A 17,029-nucleotide genomic window follows, 5' to 3' on the forward strand; every position below is an offset into this window, starting at 1 on the left:
CTACCTGTCAGCTGTGACTGAATTGAGATTTAAAGACGGTGGTCGGTCCTTCTGCTCATGGCAGATAGTTAGCCGCGTAGCGCTCGGGTCAATGGGTCACGTGCTGTGGGGACAGCACTCGACTCACGAGCACCAGGGGGTGTCTGAACTTCCGTCAGGGGTGTCGGAAGACAGACGTGTGCCCCCTCCTGTCGGTGAACACGTGGAGTCATGAGGAGGAGCCCCATGCGCGGTGTCACGAACACCAGGTGGGTCACTTGGTCCGTCGCCCCCCGCTGCGCCCCGTCGGACGGCGATCGGCTCTGAGGAGCGGGCCGGCCGTCGGCGTCCGGGCTTCCGGCTACGCGCGTCCGGCTGCGGGTTTCTCCCGTTCCCCGGGATCTCCCGACGCTTCTCCATGATCCGTTCCGCGATCGCGCACCACCCTGCGCCGGTCGCCGGTACGGCACACCCACACCTGTGAAATGGGCGAACTGTGACAAGTCCAATCGACATCGAGGGCGGCGGAACGCCGGCCGCCGTCGGCGACGGGCCGGAGCCCGCCAAGGCCGTCGAGGAGAAGAGCCACGAGGGTCGGTCCCCGGGGCAGCTGATGTGGCTGCGCTTCAAACGGGACAGGACCGGGGTCGTCTCCGCCTGTGTCGTGATCTTCTTCTTCCTGGCCGCGGCGCTGGCACCGCTCATCGCCAAGGTCTACGGGAAGAACCCCTACACGCTGTACGCACAGGAGCCCGACTACCCCTTCCTGCTGGACGACTTCGCCATGCCCACCGGTTCCTTCGGCGGCATGTCGGGCGACTTCTGGTTCGGCGTGGAGCCCAAGCTCGGCCGTGACGTGTTCACCATGCTGCTCTACGGCATGCGGACCTCCCTGTACATGGCCGTGGTCGTCACCCTGCTCTGCGTCCTCACCGGTGTCGTCATCGGCATGGTCAGCGGCTTCTTCGGGGGCCGGGTGGACTACTGGCTGGGGCGGGTCACCGACTTCTTCCTGGCCTTCCCGCAGCAGCTCTTCTTCATCGCCTTCATGCCCGTCGTGACCGCGATGTTCGTCTCCCCGCAGGACGAGACCCCCACGTACCTGAGAGCCGTGGCCATCACCCTGGTGATGTGGTTCCTCGGCTGGATGGGACTGGCCCGGCTGGTACGCAGTTCCGTACTGACACTGCGCGAGCGGGAGTTCGTGGAGGCGGCGAAGGTGTCCGGGGCGTCTCCCTGGCGCATCGTGCGCAAGGAGATCCTGCCGAACATCGTCACGCCGATCCTGGTGCAGGCCACCTACATCCTCCCGAGCACGATCCTCTCTATCGCCTTCCTGTCGTACATCGGAGTGGGCTTCGTCGAGCCGACCCCGGACTGGGGCCGCATGTTCGCCATCGGCGCCGACGTGTACGAGCAGGACCCGATGTTCATGTTCTTCCCGGGCGTGGCGCTGGTCGCCTTCGTCCTCTCCTTCAATCTTCTCGGCGACTCCGTCCGGGACGCATTCGACCCCAAGACCGGACGCTAACCGTCCATTGGTGGGTGGGGGAGCTGCCGCCCCCGTGCCGGGCTTCCGGACCGTCAGGCAGCACTCGTGGACAACTCTCGACAGGCAGGTGGATCGGCATCATGAAGCCCATCAGAAACCGCACCACGCGTACCACGCGAGCCATAGCCGTGGCCATGGTGGCCGGCGCCCTGGTGCTGACCGGCTGCTCCGGTGACAGTGACGGCGGCAGCAAAGGCAAGAGTGACGCCAAGGACCAGAAGGACGCCGCCCAGCAGCAGGACCCGGTGGCCTACGGTGACGCCGCGGCGTCGAACGGTCCGGCGGAGGAGGTCACCGGCGCGAAGCCCGGCGGGGTCATCAACGTCTACATGCAGTCGGACCTGACCCACATGGACCCGGGGCAGATCTACGTCAGCGACGCCGGCCAGTTCGCCAACCTGATCCACCGGGGCCTGACGAACTTCCAGGAGGACGCGGAGGGCAACCTCACCGTCGTCGGTGACATCGCCACCGACTCCGGCCAGTCCTCCGACGGCGGCAAGACCTGGACGTTCAAGCTCAAGGACGGCATCAAGGACGACCAGGGCAACCCCATCACCTCGAAGGACGTCCGCCACACCATCGAGCGCCTGTACTCCAAGGTCATCTTCGACGGTCCGACCTTCGTCCAGTCCTGGCTCTCCGGCAACGACTACCGCAAGGCACTGCCGGACGGGCCGTACAAGGGCAAGCACCTGCCGGACACGGTGCTGGAGACGCCGGACGACAAGACGGTCGTCTTCCACTTCTCCCAGCCGCGCCAGGACCTCCCGCAGGCCCTCGCCATGGCCGGATACGCCATCGTTCCCGAGAAGCGGGACACGAAGGAGAAGTACGACGACGCCCCGGCGGCCCTCGGCCCCTACAAGATCTCCGAGTACAAGCCCGGCAAGTCCATGAAGCTGGTCAAGAACGACCAGTGGGACCCGAAGACGGACTCGGTGCGCCACCAGTACGTCGACGGGTACAACTTCACCAGCACCATCGACCAGGCCAGCCAGACCAAGCGGCTGATGGCCGACCAGGGCGAGGCCAAGAACGCCATCCAGTTCACGGACTCGGTCGACCCGGCCCAGATGTCGGCCGTCATCGGCGACGCGTCGGCGAAGAAGCGGACCATCCAGGGCTACCAGCCCTACGTGTGGCAGCTGACCTTCAACCTCGACCGCATGAAGGACAAGAAGGTCCGCGACGCGATCACCTACGCGATCCCGAACCAGTCCATGGTCCAGGCGGACGGCGGTCGCTACGGCGGCGAGGTGGCCGGCGGCCTGCTCGCCCCGACCCTGCCGAACTTCGACCCGAAGTACGACCCGTTCGGCAAGCTCAAGAAGCCGAACGGCGACCCGGAGATGGCCAAGAAGCTGCTCAAGGAGGCGGGGGTCAAGGAGGGCACGAAGCTCACCTACGCCTACTCCAACACCCCGCGCGGCCAGGCCCAGATGCTCATCATCAAGGACGCCCTCGCCAAGATCGGCTTCAGCGTCCAGGCCAAGGAGATCGACCGGGCCAGCTTCTACGAGCAGGTCGGCAAGCTGAAGAACCCGTACGACCTCTACATGACCGGCTGGGGCCAGGACTGGCCGTCCGCCTCCACGGTCATCACCCCGGTCTACGACGGTGAACTGGTCTCCGACGGCGCCTCGAACTACTCGCACATCAACGACCCGCAGGTCAACGAGCTGATCAAGAAGGCCCTGACGCAGGAGCCGGAGGCGGCCGCCAAGACCTGGGAGCAGGCCCACCGCCGCATCGTGGAGGAGATCAACCCGGCCGCACCGGTCTACTACTCGAAGCAGATCCAGCTCTTCGGATCGAACATCGGCGGCGCCAAGTACAGCAACGAGTCGAGCTACATCGACATCAACGACCTGTTCCTGAAGCAGCCGTAGCCCTCCAGCCCGGCTGACCGCGGGGGTGCGCGCCAGGCGGAGCGCACCCCCGCGGACGGCAAGCCCGCCCTGCCGCCGCGTTCCGAAGAGAGCATCCACCTGCCATGCTTCAGTTCCTCGTTCGCAGGTTGATCGGCGCTGTTGTGATCATGTTCTTGATCGGCGCCTTCACCTTCTTCCTGTTCTATACGATCCCCCAGGACTTCGCCGAGCTGTCCTGCGGCAAGAACTGCTCACCCGAGAACATCGCGGTGATCCGCGAGAACCTCGGCCTCGACAAGCCGATCACCGCCCAGTTCTGGGAGTTCATGACGGGCATCGTGACCGGTCGTGACTTCGCCCAGGGGCATTGCTCCGCGCCCTGTCTGGGCATGTCCTTCGACACCAAGGAGTTCGTCTGGGACTCGATCATGGACCGGTTCCCGCTGACGCTCTCCCTGACGGTGGGTGGCCTGGTCATCTTCCTGGTCCTGGGCCTGGGATCGGGTCTGCTGGCCGCCTGGAAGCGCGGCACGGTCGCGGACAAGCTGGTCAGCGGTGCCTCGATCGTCCTGAGCTCGTTCCAGATCTACTTCCTCGGCCCGATCGTGCTCGGCATCCTCGTGTACCAGTCCGGCATCATGGACAACCCGAGCTACAAGCCGTTCACCGACAACCCCGCCGCCTGGGCGGTCGGCCTGCTCATCCCCTGGATGGTGATGGCCACCATCTTCACCGCCCAGTACACCCGTATGTCCCGCTCGACCATGATCGAGCAGCTCCAGGAGGAGCACGTCCGCACCGCCCGCGCCAAGGGCATGAGGCAGCGGTACGTCTTCTTCCGCTACGCGTGGCGTGGTTCCCTCATCCCGATCGTCACGATCCTCGGCATGGACCTCAGCTCACTGCTGTCCGGCGCGGTGGTCACGGAGTTCACGTTCGACCTCGCCGGCATCGGCCGCCTCGCGGTGGACTCCTCGCTGACCAAGGACCTGCCGGTGACGATGGGCGTGATGCTGTTCGGAGCCTTCTTCATCCTGCTCCTGAACATCCTCGTGGACCTCGCCTACGCCTACATCGACCCGCGTGTGCGGCTCAGCTAGGAGAATCACCGTGAGCACTCTGACCAAGACCGAAGGCGAGCCGGCCCCGACCGGGCCGGAGTCCTTCCTCTCGGTCCGCGACCTCCGGGTGCGGTTCTCCACCGAGGACGGCATCGTCAAGGCGGTCGACGGCCTGTCCTTCGACGTCGAGCGCGGCCGGACCCTCGGCATCGTGGGGGAGTCGGGTTCCGGCAAGTCCGTCACCAACCTGACCGTCCTGGGCCTGCACAACCGCAAGAACACCACCGTGGAGGGCGAGATCGTCCTCGACGGGAAGGAACTCGTCACGGCGACCGAGAAGGAGATGGAGAAGCTCCGCGGCAACAAGGTCGCCATGATCTTCCAGGACCCGCTGACCGCGCTGTCGCCGTACTACACGGTGGGCCGGCAGATCGCCGAGCCCTTCATGAAGCACACCGGCGCGTCCAAGAGGGAGGCGCGGGCACGGGCGATCGAGATGCTGACCAAGGTCGGCATCCCCCAGCCCCAGTCCCGGGTGGACGACTACCCGCACCAGTTCTCCGGCGGTATGCGGCAGCGCGCGATGATCGCCATGGCGCTGGTCTGCGACCCCGACCTGCTGATCGCCGACGAGCCGACGACGGCGCTGGACGTGACCGTCCAGGCGCAGATCCTGGACCTGCTCAAGGACCTCCAGCAGGAGTTCGGGTCGGCGATCGTCTTCATCACCCACGACCTCGGGGTCATCTCCGACATGGCCGACGACCTGCTGGTGATGTACGCGGGCCGGGCCGTGGAGCGCGGAAGCACCGCCGAGGTGCTGCGCCGACCGCGCCATCCGTACACCTGGGGCCTGCTCAGCTCGATGCCGAGGCTCGGCGGCAGCATCGACCAGGCGCTCACGCCGATCCCCGGCAGTCCGCCCAGCCTGCTGAACCCCCCGTCCGGGTGCCCCTTCCACCCGCGGTGCGCCTTCACGGGCGAGGTGCCGGGCGACCGGTGCAGCACCGAGCGTCCGCCGCTCGGCGAGGGACGCGCGGCGGCCTGCCACCTGACGGCGGAACAGAAACAGACCTTCTTCATCGACAAGATCCAGCCCCGGCTGCGCTAGGGAGACCGAGACATGAGCGACGAACTCACCCTCCCCGCACAGCAGGGCTCCGCCACCGCGTCCCCCGAGACGCTGCTGAAGGTCAAGGGTCTGACCAAGCACTTCCCGATCTACGGCGGGTTCCCGATCAAACGGAAGGTCGGTGCCGTCCAGGCCGTGGACGACGTCGACCTCACCGTCGGCGTCGGTGAGAGCGTCGGCCTGGTGGGGGAGTCCGGCTGCGGCAAGTCCACCACGGGCCGGCTCATCACCCGCCTCCTGGAGCCGACCGGCGGCAAGATCGAGTACGCGGGCCAGGACATCAGCCACGCCTCCCGAAGGCAGCTGGCGCCCGTCCGCTCCGAGATCCAGATGATCTTCCAGGACCCGTACTCCTCGCTCAATCCCCGCCAGACCGTCGGCACGATCATCAAGTCGCCGATGGAGGTCAACGGGATCAACCCGGCGGGCGGCCGGGACACGAAGGTACGCGAGCTGCTCGAACTGGTCGGCCTCAACCCGGAGCACTTCAACCGCTTCCCGCACGAGTTCTCCGGTGGCCAGCGCCAGCGCATCGGCGTGGCCCGCGCCCTGGCGCTCAACCCGAAGCTCATCGTCGCGGACGAGCCGGTCTCCGCGCTCGACGTCTCCATCCAGGCCCAGGTGGTGAACCTGCTTCAGAAGGTGCAGCAGGAGATGGGCATCGCCTTCCTGTTCATCGCCCACGACCTGGCCGTCGTCCGGCACTTCTCCAAGCGCGTCGCCGTCATGTACCTCGGCAAGGTGGTCGAGGTCGGCGACCGGGACTCCATCTACACCAGGCCGCGGCACCCCTACACCCACGCCCTGCTCTCGGCGGTGCCCGAGGTGTCGATGGTCGACGAGCCCGAGAGCCGTGAGCGCATCCGCCTCGCCGGGGACGTGCCCTCGCCGATCATGCCCCCCTCCGGCTGCCGCTTCCGCACCCGGTGCTGGAAGGCGCAGGACAAGTGCGCGAGCGAGGTGCCGCCGCTGGTCCGCATCGCCGGCAACCGCGACGGTCACCTGACGGCCTGCCACTTCCCGGAGGAGCCGACGATCGCGGCCCGCGAGGAGGACATCGTCCTGGACCCGGCGCTGGCCGCGCTGGAGGAGACGGACAAGGACCGGTCCGCCTGATCCGCCCGGCACCGTGAACGGACCGAGGGCCCGCGCCTGGGGAGGCGCGGGCCCTCGGTTTCCCTGGAGCGGACGTTCCGGGCTCGGGTCAATGGGCCGAGGAAGTCCGTTCCGCGGGCGGTGCCGACAGAAAGGGGTGTCGTCAGGCGGCCGCCCGGGGCTTCTTGGTGAGACGGGGCGAGGGTACGTCATCCGTCTCGGGGTAGTGGCACGCGGTCAGGTGTCCGGGCTTGTTCCCCTCCACCTGCACCAACGGCGGCACCTCCGACGCGCACTTCTCCGTCGCCTTCCAGCACCGGGTGCGGAAGCGGCAGCCCGAGGGCGGGTTGATCGGGGAGGGCACGTCGCCCACGAGCCGGATGCGCTCGCGGGGGGTGTCCTCGACGGTCGCCTCGGGCACGGCGGACAGCAGGGCGCGCGTGTAGGGGTGGCGCGGGTTGTCGTACAGGTCGTCCCGGTCGGCGATCTCCATGATCCTGCCGAGGTACATGACCGCGACGCGCTGCGAGAAGTGCCGGACGACGGCCAGGTCGTGGGCGATGAAGACGAACGCGATGCCCAGTTCCCGCTGCACCTTCTGGAGCAGGTTGACCACCTGGGCCTGGATGGACACGTCGAGCGCGGAGACCGGCTCGTCGGCCACGATCAGCTTGGGCTCCAGGGCCAGCGCGCGGGCGACCCCGATGCGCTGGCGCTGGCCGCCGGAGAACTCGTGCGGGAAGCGGTTGAAGTGCTCGGGGTTGAGGCCCACGATCTCCAGCAGCTCGCGCACGCGCTTCTCGCGGCCGCCGGCCGGGTCGATGTCGTTGATCTCCATCGGGCTGGAGATGATCTTGCCGACCGTCTGGCGGGGGTTGAGGGACGCGTACGGGTCCTGGAAGATCATCTGGATCTCGGACCGGATCGGTGCGAGCGCCCGTCGCCCCGCGTGGGTGATGTCCTGGCCCCGGTAGGTGACCTTGCCGCCGGTGGGCTCCAGCAGGCGGGTGATCAGCCGGCCCGTGGTCGACTTGCCGCAGCCGGACTCGCCGACCAGACCCAGGCTCTCACCCTCGCGGACCGTGAAGTCCAGGCCGTCCACCGCCCGGACCGCACCGACCGTGCGCGAGATCGGGAAGCCGCCCTTGATCGGGAAGTGCTTGGTCAGACCGCTGACGTCCAGGAGCGTTTCCGCGTTGCTCATGATGGTGAAGTCCTGTCTCTTGTACGTCAGTTGTGCCGGGAACCGGCGAAGTCGGCGAACAGCTCCTGGCGCTGTCCCGGGGGCAGGTGGCAGGCGGAACCCCGGCCCTTCTCCACCTGGAGCAGGGGCTGCTGCGAGGAGCACAGCCCGCCGGGGACCTTCTCGACGAAGGCGCAGCGCGGGTGGAACCGGCAGCCGGTCGGCGGGTTGAGCAGCGAGGGCGGCGAGCCGGGGATCGGCTCCAGCGGCACGTCCACCGGCCCGTCCAGGCTCGGCATGGAACTCATCAGGCCCAGCGTGTACGGGTGCTGCGGGTCGCGCAGCACCTCCTCCTTCGTCCCGCGCTCCACGCACCGGCCGCCGTACATCACCAGCACGTCGTCCGCGATGTCGGCGATGACGCCGAGGTCGTGGGTGATGAAGACGATGGCCGTGCCGAACTCCTGCTGGAGGTCCTTGAGCAGGTCCATGATCTGCGCCTGGACCGTCACGTCCAGGGCCGTGGTCGGCTCGTCCGCGATCAGCAGCTCGGGGTCGCAGACCAGCGCCATGGCGATCATCGCGCGCTGGCGCATACCGCCGGAGAACTGGTGCGGGTAGTCGTCCACCCGTACCTCCGGCTGCGGGATGCCCACCCGGCGCAGCATCTCGATCGCCCGCTGCCGGGCCTGCGCCTTGGAGGCGCCGGTGTGCTTGCGGTAGGTCTCGCCGATCTGCTTGCCGATGGTGTGGTACGGCGACAGCGAGGCCAGCGCGTCCTGGAAGATCATCGCCATCTTGTTGCCGCGCAGCCGCTCCAGCTCGCGCTCCGTGGCGGTGAGCAGGTCCTTGCCGTCGAGGACGATCTCGCCGTCGATCGCGGTGCGGTCCCGGTCGTGCAGGCCCAGGATCGTCAGGTTGGTGACCGACTTGCCCGAGCCCGACTCGCCGACGATGCCGAGCGTCCTGCCCTTGGCGAGGTCGAAGGAGAGCCCGTCGACGGCCTTGACGATGCCGTCCTCGGTGGAGAAGTGGACCTTCAGGTCCCTGACGGAGAGGAAGGGCTGCTGTTCGGTGCTCGTCACGGGGACGCTCCAGGAGGTGATGCAGAGGGGGTAGGGAGGGCGGAGGTCAGGCGAGCCGGATCCGCGGGTCGATGAGGGCGTAGACCGCGTCGACGATGATGTTGAAGAACACGATCGCGCCGGCTGCCAGGACGGTGACGCCGAGCTGCATCGGCAGGTCGCTCTGGTTCACGGCCTGCACCGCGAGCCGGCCGATGCCCGGGAGGGAGAACACCGACTCGGTGATGATGGCGCCGCCGATCAGCGTGCCGAGGTCGATGCCGAACAGGGTGACGATCGGGCCCATCGCGCCGCGCCAGGCGAAGCGGAAGAACACGTTGCGCTGGGACAGGCCCTTGGCGCGGGCCGTGCGGACGTAGTCCTCGCTGAGCTGCTCCACCATCTGGGAGCGCGTCATGCGGGTGTAGTTGGCGGTGAAGATGATCGACAGCACGAGCCAGGGCAGCAGCAGACCGGAGAGCCAGGCGGCCGGGTTCTCGGTGAGCGGCGTCCACGAGGGTTGGCTGAAGATGCCGAGCTGCGAGACCAGGAAGAACATGGCGACGTAGCCGACGAAGTAGATCTGGAGCGAGGAGCCGAGCAGCGATACCGAGCTGGCGAACTTGTCCAGGAACTTGCCCTGCTTGAGCGCGGCGAGCATGCCCGCGCCCACGCCGATGATCAGGAAGAAGAACGCCGCGCCGAAGGCGAGCGAGAGGGTCATCGGCAGGCGTTCCATGATCGTGCCGAAGACGGGCTCGTTGTTGGCGAACGAGTAGCCGAGGCAGGGCGCGTCGCAGTAGCCGTAGCCGCCGTAGTCGCGTCCGGCGAAGATGCCCACGAGCCAGTGCCAGAACTGCATGACGATCGACTCGTCGATGCCCAGGTTCTGCCGGATCTGCGCCAGGTTCTCCTCGGTGCAGTTCTTGCCGCAGGACATCATCGCTGGGTCACGCGGGATCGCGTAGAAGAGCCAGAAGGTGACGGCGCTGATGATCAGCAGGATGACCATCGCGCCGATGACTCGGCGGGCTAGGAAGCGGAGCATGGGGCGTGACTTTCCGGACGGGGCACCGTCGCCGGGGCGTGGAGGGGGGTGGGTCCCGGGGGCGGTCGCCGTGACGGTGACCGCCCCGAGGGATCGTGCGCGCTTACTTCGCGGCGTAGAGCTTGCAGAGCGCGATGCAGGTGTTGCCGCTGTCGTAGACGACGTTGCCGACCTTGGACCCGTGGATCCAGTTGCGGATCTTGTGGTAGTCCGGGACGACCGGCGCCAGCTCCATGATCTGGCGGTCGACGGCGCCCCAGGCCTTGTTGGCCTCGTCCGGGTCGGCGATCTTCGCGGCGGCGTAGATCGCCTTGTTCACGCCCGTGTCGTCGAGCTGGGCGTAGTTGCTGCGGCCGTTGCCGATGTTGTCGCCGTGCCAGCAGGGGTAGAAGACCGAGTAGCCGTTGGGCCAGTCCGGGCTCCAGCCGGCACCGAACAGGTCGTACTCGTTGTCGATCTTGCCGATCTGGGTGTAGAAGGTCGACTTGTCGACCTGCTTGTTGACGACCTCGAAGCCCGCCTTCTCCAGGGCTTCCTTGACCGCGACGGCGACCTTCACCTGGGTGTCCGACTGCTGGTAGGCGATGACCAGCTTCTGGCCGATCTTCCCGGCCTCCTTCAGCAGCGCCTTGGCCTTGACCGGGTCGCCACCGGGCTTCTTGGTCGTGCCGTAGAGGTCGAACTTCTCGTAGCCGGGGGTGACCGGGCTGAGGATGGTGGTGGCGATCTCGGTGCTGTAGGCGCCACCGGCGATCGTCTGGAGCTGCTGGTGCGGCCACGCCCAGTTGATCGCCTGGCGGACCTTGACGTCCGTGATGCGGGTGGTGTTGATCGGCCAGTAGTAGGTGACCGTGTCGACCTTGGTGAGGATGCGCTTCTTGTACTCGGCGTTGGTGAGCACCTGCGCGATGCGCTCGGGAGCGATCTCGTTGAAGACCGAGATGGCGTACTGGTCGTTGCCCTTGTCCGCGATGTAGCGGTCGGTGGAGGCGATCAGCTCGTAGCCGAACTGGAAGTGGAAGCTGTCCGGGTAGGCGTTGCGGATCGGGTCCGTCTTCGGGTCCCAGTGCTCGTTGCGCACGTACGTCATCGACTTGCCGACGCTACGGCTCTCGATCTTGTACGGACCGCAGGAGACCGGCTTCTTGTCGTACTTCTCCTTGGTGTCCAGCTTCTTCGGCACCAGGGAGTAGCCGCGCATGGCCAGCGTGAAGTTGAAGTCGCTGCGCGCTTCCTTCAGGCGGAACGTGACGGTCTTGCCGTCGATCTCGATGGAGTCCAGGTGCTTGCCCTCGTAGGGGCCCTTGTACTTGTCGCCGCCCTCGAGCCAGCCCTGGACGTAGACCGGGCCCTCGGTGATGAACGGGGCGAAGATGCGCTCGAAGGTGTGGCGGACGTCGTCGACGGTGACGGCCGAGCCGTCCTCCCACTTCAGGCCGTCCTTCAGGGTGAAGGACCAGGTCCTGCCGCCGTCCTTCATGGTGCCGGCGTCGGTGGCGGCGTCGCCGACCAGGGTGGTGACGCCGTTGTCGTCGATCTTGTAGCCGGTCAGGCCGCGCATGATCGGGACGGTGATGGCGCCCTCGGTCGAGACGTAGATCTGCGCCGGGTCCATGTGGTCCATGTCGAACTGGTCCAGCGAGTAGATCGTCCCGCCCGTGACCGCGTCCTTGACCTCGGGGGCCGGGCCGGTCGAGTCCGCCTTGGTACCGACCTTGATCTCGATGGTCTCGCTGCCGCTGACCTTGGGGCCGTCGTGCCCGGCGGAGGAGCCGCCGCCCCCGCTGCCGCATGCGGTCAGCACCGAGGACGAAGCCGCGACCACACCGGTGGCGATGAGGAAGTTTCTACGGGAGAAAGACATGAGGCACCTGCCAGAGAAGGACCAACGGGACGGGACGGCCGGCCGGACGGCGTCGAACGAGCCGGGTGGAACGGAGGGGTCAGCGCTTTGACTTCGGGTCGAGGGCGTCGCGCACCGAGTCACCGAGAAGGTTGAAGGCGAGGACGAAGATCACCATCGAGACGCCCGGGAAGAGCATGAAGGTGAGGTCCTCGGTGTAGAACTGGGCGCCGCGCTGGATCATGACGCCCCAGTCCGGGGTCGGGTCGATGATGCCGACGCCGAGGAAGGCCAGACCCGCCTCGGCCGTGACGAAGGCCGGGAGCATGAGCGTGGACTGGATGATGATCGGCGTCCACAGGTTGGGGAGCAGTTCCTTGAAGACGATCCGGAACGGGGAGGCGCCCGTGACCTTCGCCGCCTCCACGAACTCCCGCTCGCGCAGACCGAGCACCTGACCGCGCAGCAGCCGGGCGAGAGAGGCCCAGCCGAAGGCCGAGAGCACCAGGATGAGGGAGACGGCACGCAGTGAGGTCGGGATGTTCTCGTCGGAGGCGACGAACAGACCGTAGACGACCGGCATGAAGGCGATGAAGAAGAGCGTCGACGGGAACGAGAGCAGGATGTCGATGATCCGGCTTACGAAGTAGTCGGTCCTGCCGCCGAGGTAGCCCGCCGTGATCCCGACGACGACACCGACGACCGAGGTGAGCAGCGTGGCGGCCACCGCGATACCCAGCGACGTGCGAATGCCGTACAGCAGGAAGGTGAACACGTCCCGTCCGAGCTGGGGCTCGATGCCGAACCAGAACTCGCCGCTCATGCCGCCGTTGGGGCCGGCCGGGTAGGAGAAGGCGTTCAGCAGCTCCGGGCGCTCACTGGCGTAGGTGGTGTACGGGTCCTTGCCGTACAGCATGGCTATGAGCGGTGCGGCGAGCGCGATCACGAAGAAGAAGATCACGATGCACGCGGATATGACGCCCGTCTTGTCGCGCTTGAAGCGGGTCCAGGCCAGGCGTCCGGGGGAGCGGCTCTCGCTGCCCCGAGGGGAGGGCGTGGGCGACGTGACGACGCTGTCGTCGGTCACCGCGAGCGGGGCAGCCGCTGAGGGAGTTGGGGGGGTCATGGTGCTCCTGGCCCAAGGGAGGGTCTGATGACTCCGCAGGGCGTCCCCCTACGGGCTACGCCGGACTTTTTCAACGCAATTCGTTCAAGGTCAATAAAATCCGGAGCGGCTTGGCTCTGTATTTACCTTGTTTACTGTTGCTTGGGCGAACCATAGCTACGCGTGTAGCGCGCCGTGATCGATCCGTGCCCTACATCGGACCAACTGGACTAATCAGGCAAGGTGTTCGTTATGCGGACGCGAGCTCGTCGAAATATGTACACCGAGGGTTCTGAATCCAACGGTTCGGCATCGGATGGTGGAGATCTGTTGCGCTCCACGTTCAAGATCCTTTGTGCCGGGTAAGAGCGCTGCCCCCCGACGGGCCGCCGGTCGGCGACGGCGTGCTGTGGGGTTCCTCCAAAGGGAGGTATGCGTGTGCGATGTGCACCCTTTGCCCTGATGCTGGCCGGTAATGGACCAGAGGACGAGTCAGCGATCCAGCCGAACGAGTCGAACGAGTCGGACGAGTCAGGGCACGAGGAGGCACTCCATGCGCGGAGCCAGGCACGCCAGATGGGCCGCATGCGCTGCGGCGGCAGCCCTCGCGGCGACGGCCTGCGGAGGCGGCGGCGACAGCGGCGGGGACACCGGCGCGGTGCTCAGCTCCTCATGGGGCGACCCGCAGAACCCGCTGGAGCCCGCCAACACCAACGAGGTGCAGGGCGGCAAGGTCCTCGACATGATCTTCCGGGGGCTGAAGAGGTACGACCCGAAGACCGGCGAGGCGCAGGACATGCTCGCCGAGAAGATCGAGACCTCCGACTCGCAGAACTTCACCGTCACCGTCAAGGACGGCTGGACCTTCAGCAACGGCGAGAAGGTGACCGCCCAGTCCTTCGTGGACGCCTGGAACTACGGCGCGAGCCTGAAGAACAACCAGCGCAACGCCTACTTCTTCAGCTACATCGACGGCTACGACAAGGCCCACCCCGAGGACGGCGGCGAGCAGAGCGCCGACACCCTGTCCGGGCTGAAGGTGACCGGGCCCCGCACCTTCACCGTCAGGCTCAGCCAGAAGTTCTCGACGTTCCCCGACACCCTCGGCTACCCGGCCTTCGCACCCCTGCCCAGGGCGTTCTTCGACGACCACGACGCCTGGCTGAAGAAGCCGGTCGGCAACGGCCCCTACCAGGTCGACAACTACACCCGCGGCTCCCAGATGTCCCTCAGGAAGTGGGACCAGTACCCCGGTGACGACAAGGCGCAGAACGGCGGCGTCGACCTGAAGGTCTACACCGACAACAACACCGCCTACACCGACCTGATGGCGGGCAACCTCGACCTGGTCGACGACGTCCCGGCCGCCCAGCTCAAGAACGTGAAGAACGACCTCGGCGACCGGTACATCAACACCCCGGCCGGCATCATCCAGACCCTCGCCTTCCCGTTCTACGACGAGGCCTGGAACAAGCCGGGCTCCGAGAAGGTCCGCAAGGGCCTCTCCATGGCGATCGACCGCAAGCAGATCACCGACACGATCTTCCAGCAGACCCGCACCCCGGCCACCGACTGGACCTCACCCGTGCTCGGTGAGGACGGCGGCTTCAAGGAGGGTCTGTGCGGTGAGGCCTGCGAGTACAACCCCGAGGAGGCCAGGAAGCTGGTCAAGGACGGCGGCGGACTGCCCGGCGGACAGGTGAAGATCACCTACAACGCGGACACCGGCTCCCACGGCCAGTGGGTCGACGCGGTCTGCAACTCCATCAACAACGCCCTGGAGAACGACCGCGCCTGCGTCGGCAACCCCGTCGGCACCTTCGCCGACTTCCGCAACCAGATCACCGACCAGAAGATGAGCGGCCCCTTCCGCGCCGGCTGGCAGATGGACTACCCCCTCATCCAGAACTTCCTCCAGCCGCTGTACTACACCAACGCCTCCTCCAACGACGGCAAGTGGTCCAGCCAGAAGTTCGACGACCTCGTCGACCAGGCCAACGCCGAGCCAGACACCGCCAAGGCCGTCGGCATCTTCCAGCAGGCCGAGGAGGTCCTGCGGGACGAGATGGGCGCCATCCCGCTCTGGTACCAGAACGGCAGCGCCGGCTACTCCGACCGGCTGTCCGACGTGGAGCTCAACCCGTTCAGCGTCCCGGTCTACGACGAGATCAAGGTCGGCTGAGGTTCCCCATGGGACGCTACGTCGTCCGGCGGCTGCTCCAGATGATCCCGGTCTTCATCGGGGCCACGCTGCTGATCTTCCTGATGGTCAACGTGATGGGCGACCCCGTCGCGGGACTCTGCGGCGACCGGGAGTGCGACCCGGCGACCGCCGCCCAGCTGCGCAAGGAGTTCGGCCTCGACAAGCCCGTGTGGCAGCAGTACCTGACCTACATGGGCAACGTCTTCACCGGGGACTTCGGCACCGCCTTCAACGGCCAGCCGGTCACCGAGCTGATGGGCACCGCCTTCCCGGTCACCATCCGCCTGACGATCGTGGCGATCCTCTTCGAGATCGTCGTCGGCATCGTCCTCGGTGTCGTCACCGGCCTGCGTCGCGGCCGGCCGATCGACACCGGGGTCCTGCTGCTCACGCTGGTCGTCATCTCCGTCCCGACCTTCGTCACCGGTCTGCTGCTCCAGCTGCTGCTCGGCGTCAAATGGGGGTGGATCGACCCGGCCGTCTCCTCCGAGGCGGCCTTCGGCGAGCTGATCGTCCCCGGCCTGGTCCTCGCCTCGGTCTCCCTGGCGTACGTCACCCGCCTGACCCGGACCTCCATCGCGGAGAACCGGCGCTCCGACTACGTCCGTACCGCCGTCGCCAAGGGCCTGCCCCGCCACCGGGTCATCACCCGGCACCTGCTGCGCAACTCCCTCATCCCGGTCGTCACCTTCATCGGCACCGACATCGGCGCCCTGATGGGCGGCGCCATCGTCACCGAGCGGATCTTCAACATCCACGGCGTCGGCTACCAGCTCTACCAGGGCATCCTCCGGCAGAACACCCAGACCGTCGTCGGCTTCGTCACCGTCCTGGTCCTCGTCTTCCTCGTCGCCAACCTCCTCGTCGACCTCCTGTACGCCGTACTCGACCCGAGGATCCGCTATGCCTGACCCGCAGCAGCCCTACGAGCCCGAGCGCGCCGTCGCCGGCACCGGCATGGGCGGCACGATGGACCTGGGCGCGAGCGAGGCGATCACGCTGGAGCAGCCGCCCGGCCCCGACGGGTCGCGCCCCGAGGACAAGCCCCGCAGCCTCTGGTCCGACGCCTGGCACGACCTGCGCCGCAACCCCGTCTTCATCATCTCGGCGCTGGTGATCCTCTTCCTGGTCGTCATCTCGATCTGGCCCTCGCTGATCGCGTCCGGCAGCCCCCTCAAGTGCGACCTCGCCAAGGCTCAGGAGGGATCGCAGGCCGGCCACCCCTTCGGCTTCAACGGCCAGGGCTGCGACGTCTACACCCGCACCGTCTACGGCGCCCGCACCTCGGTGGCGGTCGGCGTCCTCGCCACGCTCGGGGTCGCCGTCCTCGGCAGCGTGTTCGGCGGGCTCGCCGGGTTCTTCGGCGGCGTGGGGGACTCGATCCTGTCCCGGATCACCGACGTGTTCTTCGCCATCCCGGTCGTCCTCGGCGGGCTGGTCCTGCTCTCCGTCATCACCAGCAACACCGTCTGGCCGGTCATCGGCTTCATCGTGCTGCTCGGCTGGCCGCAGATCTCCCGCATCGCCCGCGGCTCGGTCATCACCGCGAAGCAGAACGACTACGTCCAGGCCGCCCGCGCGTTGGGCGCCTCGAACTCCCGGCTCCTGCTGCGGCACATCGCGCCCAACGCCGTCGCCCCCGTCATCGTCGTCGCGACCATCGCGCTCGGCACCTACATCTCCCTGGAGGCGACGCTGTCCTTCCTCGGCGTCGGCCTCAAACCGCCCAGCGTCTCCTGGGGCATCGACATCTCCGCCGCCGCCCCCTACGTCCGCAACGCCCCGCACGCCCTGCTGTGGCCCTCGGGTGCGCTGGCGATCACCGTCCTGGCGTTCATCATGCTCGGCGACGCGGTGCGCGACGCCCTCGACCCGAAGCTGAGGTGAGCC

The 17,029-nt window shown here is 67.2% G+C and carries 13 protein-coding genes; 8 read left to right on the forward strand and 5 right to left on the reverse strand.

Translation table 11 applies throughout. The annotated features are described in order from the left end of the window. The first annotated feature begins 475 nt into the window (after positions 1-475). The 5 genes from ACGF5T_RS02540 (at position 476) to ACGF5T_RS02560 (ending at position 6,714) form a co-directional block, all read left to right on the forward strand. Entirely contained in the window at positions 476-1,510 is a 1,035-nt protein-coding gene (locus ACGF5T_RS02540; RefSeq protein WP_356604230.1) for an ABC transporter permease, read from the forward strand. Positions 1,511-1,611: 101 nt separating this feature from the next. After that, positions 1,612-3,423, forward strand: coding sequence for an ABC transporter substrate-binding protein (locus ACGF5T_RS02545; RefSeq protein WP_356604232.1), 1,812 nt, complete (start codon positions 1,612-1,614; stop codon positions 3,421-3,423). Positions 3,424-3,527: 104 nt separating this feature from the next. Continuing rightward, the gene (locus tag ACGF5T_RS02550) at positions 3,528-4,505 is read left to right on the forward strand and encodes an ABC transporter permease (protein ID WP_361017797.1); all 978 of its coding nucleotides are present in this window, start codon (positions 3,528-3,530) and stop codon (positions 4,503-4,505) included. Between the two features lie 10 nt (positions 4,506-4,515). Further along, positions 4,516-5,577 (forward strand): ABC transporter ATP-binding protein, encoded by a 1,062-nt coding sequence (locus ACGF5T_RS02555; protein ID WP_356604236.1) that lies wholly within the window; start codon positions 4,516-4,518, stop codon positions 5,575-5,577. A gap of 12 nt (positions 5,578-5,589) precedes the next feature. Further along, on the forward strand, positions 5,590-6,714 hold the full coding sequence (locus ACGF5T_RS02560) for an oligopeptide/dipeptide ABC transporter ATP-binding protein (protein ID WP_366766080.1): 1,125 nt from the start codon (positions 5,590-5,592) through the stop codon (positions 6,712-6,714). 142 nt (positions 6,715-6,856) lie between these two features. Here the strand turns inward: ACGF5T_RS02560 and ACGF5T_RS02565 are convergent, their stop codons facing one another. The 5 genes from ACGF5T_RS02565 to ACGF5T_RS02585 form a co-directional block, all read right to left on the reverse strand. Further along, positions 6,857-7,897: a dipeptide ABC transporter ATP-binding protein gene (locus ACGF5T_RS02565; RefSeq protein WP_366766081.1), complete on the reverse strand. Its 1,041-nt coding sequence runs from the start codon at positions 7,895-7,897 to the stop codon at positions 6,857-6,859. A gap of 26 nt (positions 7,898-7,923) precedes the next feature. Beyond that, the gene (locus tag ACGF5T_RS02570; protein ID WP_366766082.1) at positions 7,924-8,961 is read right to left on the reverse strand and encodes an ABC transporter ATP-binding protein; all 1,038 of its coding nucleotides are present in this window, start codon (positions 8,959-8,961) and stop codon (positions 7,924-7,926) included. Between the two features lie 46 nt (positions 8,962-9,007). Next, positions 9,008-9,988: an ABC transporter permease gene (locus tag ACGF5T_RS02575; protein WP_361017803.1), complete on the reverse strand. Its 981-nt coding sequence runs from the start codon at positions 9,986-9,988 to the stop codon at positions 9,008-9,010. 103 nt (positions 9,989-10,091) lie between these two features. Further along, a complete protein-coding gene (locus ACGF5T_RS02580; RefSeq protein ID WP_356604246.1) occupies positions 10,092-11,852 on the reverse strand; it encodes an ABC transporter substrate-binding protein in 1,761 nt (586 codons plus the stop codon). Positions 11,853-11,931: 79 nt separating this feature from the next. Further along, positions 11,932-12,957 carry an ABC transporter permease gene (locus ACGF5T_RS02585; RefSeq protein WP_366766083.1) on the reverse strand — a complete coding sequence of 342 codons (1,026 nt, stop codon included), beginning with the start codon at positions 12,955-12,957 and terminating at the stop codon, positions 11,932-11,934. A gap of 532 nt (positions 12,958-13,489) precedes the next feature. Between ACGF5T_RS02585 and ACGF5T_RS02590 the strand changes: the two genes are divergently transcribed. From ACGF5T_RS02590 to ACGF5T_RS02600, 3 genes are read left to right on the forward strand one after another with little or no spacing between them, the layout of a single operon-like run. Continuing rightward, positions 13,490-15,118 carry an ABC transporter substrate-binding protein gene (locus ACGF5T_RS02590; RefSeq protein WP_356604250.1) on the forward strand — a complete coding sequence of 543 codons (1,629 nt, stop codon included), beginning with the start codon at positions 13,490-13,492 and terminating at the stop codon, positions 15,116-15,118. 8 nt (positions 15,119-15,126) lie between these two features. Continuing rightward, the gene (locus ACGF5T_RS02595) at positions 15,127-16,050 is read left to right on the forward strand and encodes an ABC transporter permease (protein WP_356604252.1); all 924 of its coding nucleotides are present in this window, start codon (positions 15,127-15,129) and stop codon (positions 16,048-16,050) included. Further along, entirely contained in the window at positions 16,043-17,026 is a 984-nt protein-coding gene (locus ACGF5T_RS02600; RefSeq protein ID WP_356604254.1) for an ABC transporter permease, read from the forward strand. The genes ACGF5T_RS02595 and ACGF5T_RS02600 overlap by 8 nt, the downstream gene beginning before the upstream one ends. Positions 17,027-17,029: the final 3 nt, after the last annotated feature.

The organism is Streptomyces sp. NPDC047853 (assembly GCF_043204535.1).
In the GTDB taxonomy this organism is placed as follows: Bacteria; Actinomycetota; Actinomycetes; order Streptomycetales; family Streptomycetaceae; genus Streptomyces.

What these genes read in the sequence shown, in the direction of transcription:
- ACGF5T_RS02545 (WP_356604232.1), top strand. Translation starts at nt 1,612, where the DNA reads ATGAAGCCCATCAGAAACCGCACCACGCGTACCACGCGAGCCATAGCC.
- ACGF5T_RS02550 (WP_361017797.1), top strand. Translation starts at nt 3,528, where the DNA reads ATGCTTCAGTTCCTCGTTCGCAGGTTGATCGGCGCTGTTGTGATCATG.
- ACGF5T_RS02560 (WP_366766080.1), top strand. Translation starts at nt 5,590, where the DNA reads ATGAGCGACGAACTCACCCTCCCCGCACAGCAGGGCTCCGCCACCGCG.
- ACGF5T_RS02565 (WP_366766081.1), bottom strand. Translation starts at nt 7,897, where the DNA reads ATGAGCAACGCGGAAACGCTCCTGGACGTCAGCGGTCTGACCAAGCAC.
- ACGF5T_RS02575 (WP_361017803.1), bottom strand. Translation starts at nt 9,988, where the DNA reads ATGCTCCGCTTCCTAGCCCGCCGAGTCATCGGCGCGATGGTCATCCTG.
- ACGF5T_RS02580 (WP_356604246.1), bottom strand. Translation starts at nt 11,852, where the DNA reads ATGTCTTTCTCCCGTAGAAACTTCCTCATCGCCACCGGTGTGGTCGCG.
- ACGF5T_RS02585 (WP_366766083.1), bottom strand. Translation starts at nt 12,957, where the DNA reads ATGACCCCCCCAACTCCCTCAGCGGCTGCCCCGCTCGCGGTGACCGAC.
- ACGF5T_RS02590 (WP_356604250.1), top strand. Translation starts at nt 13,490, where the DNA reads ATGCGCGGAGCCAGGCACGCCAGATGGGCCGCATGCGCTGCGGCGGCA.
- ACGF5T_RS02595 (WP_356604252.1), top strand. Translation starts at nt 15,127, where the DNA reads ATGGGACGCTACGTCGTCCGGCGGCTGCTCCAGATGATCCCGGTCTTC.
- ACGF5T_RS02600 (WP_356604254.1), top strand. Translation starts at nt 16,043, where the DNA reads ATGCCTGACCCGCAGCAGCCCTACGAGCCCGAGCGCGCCGTCGCCGGC.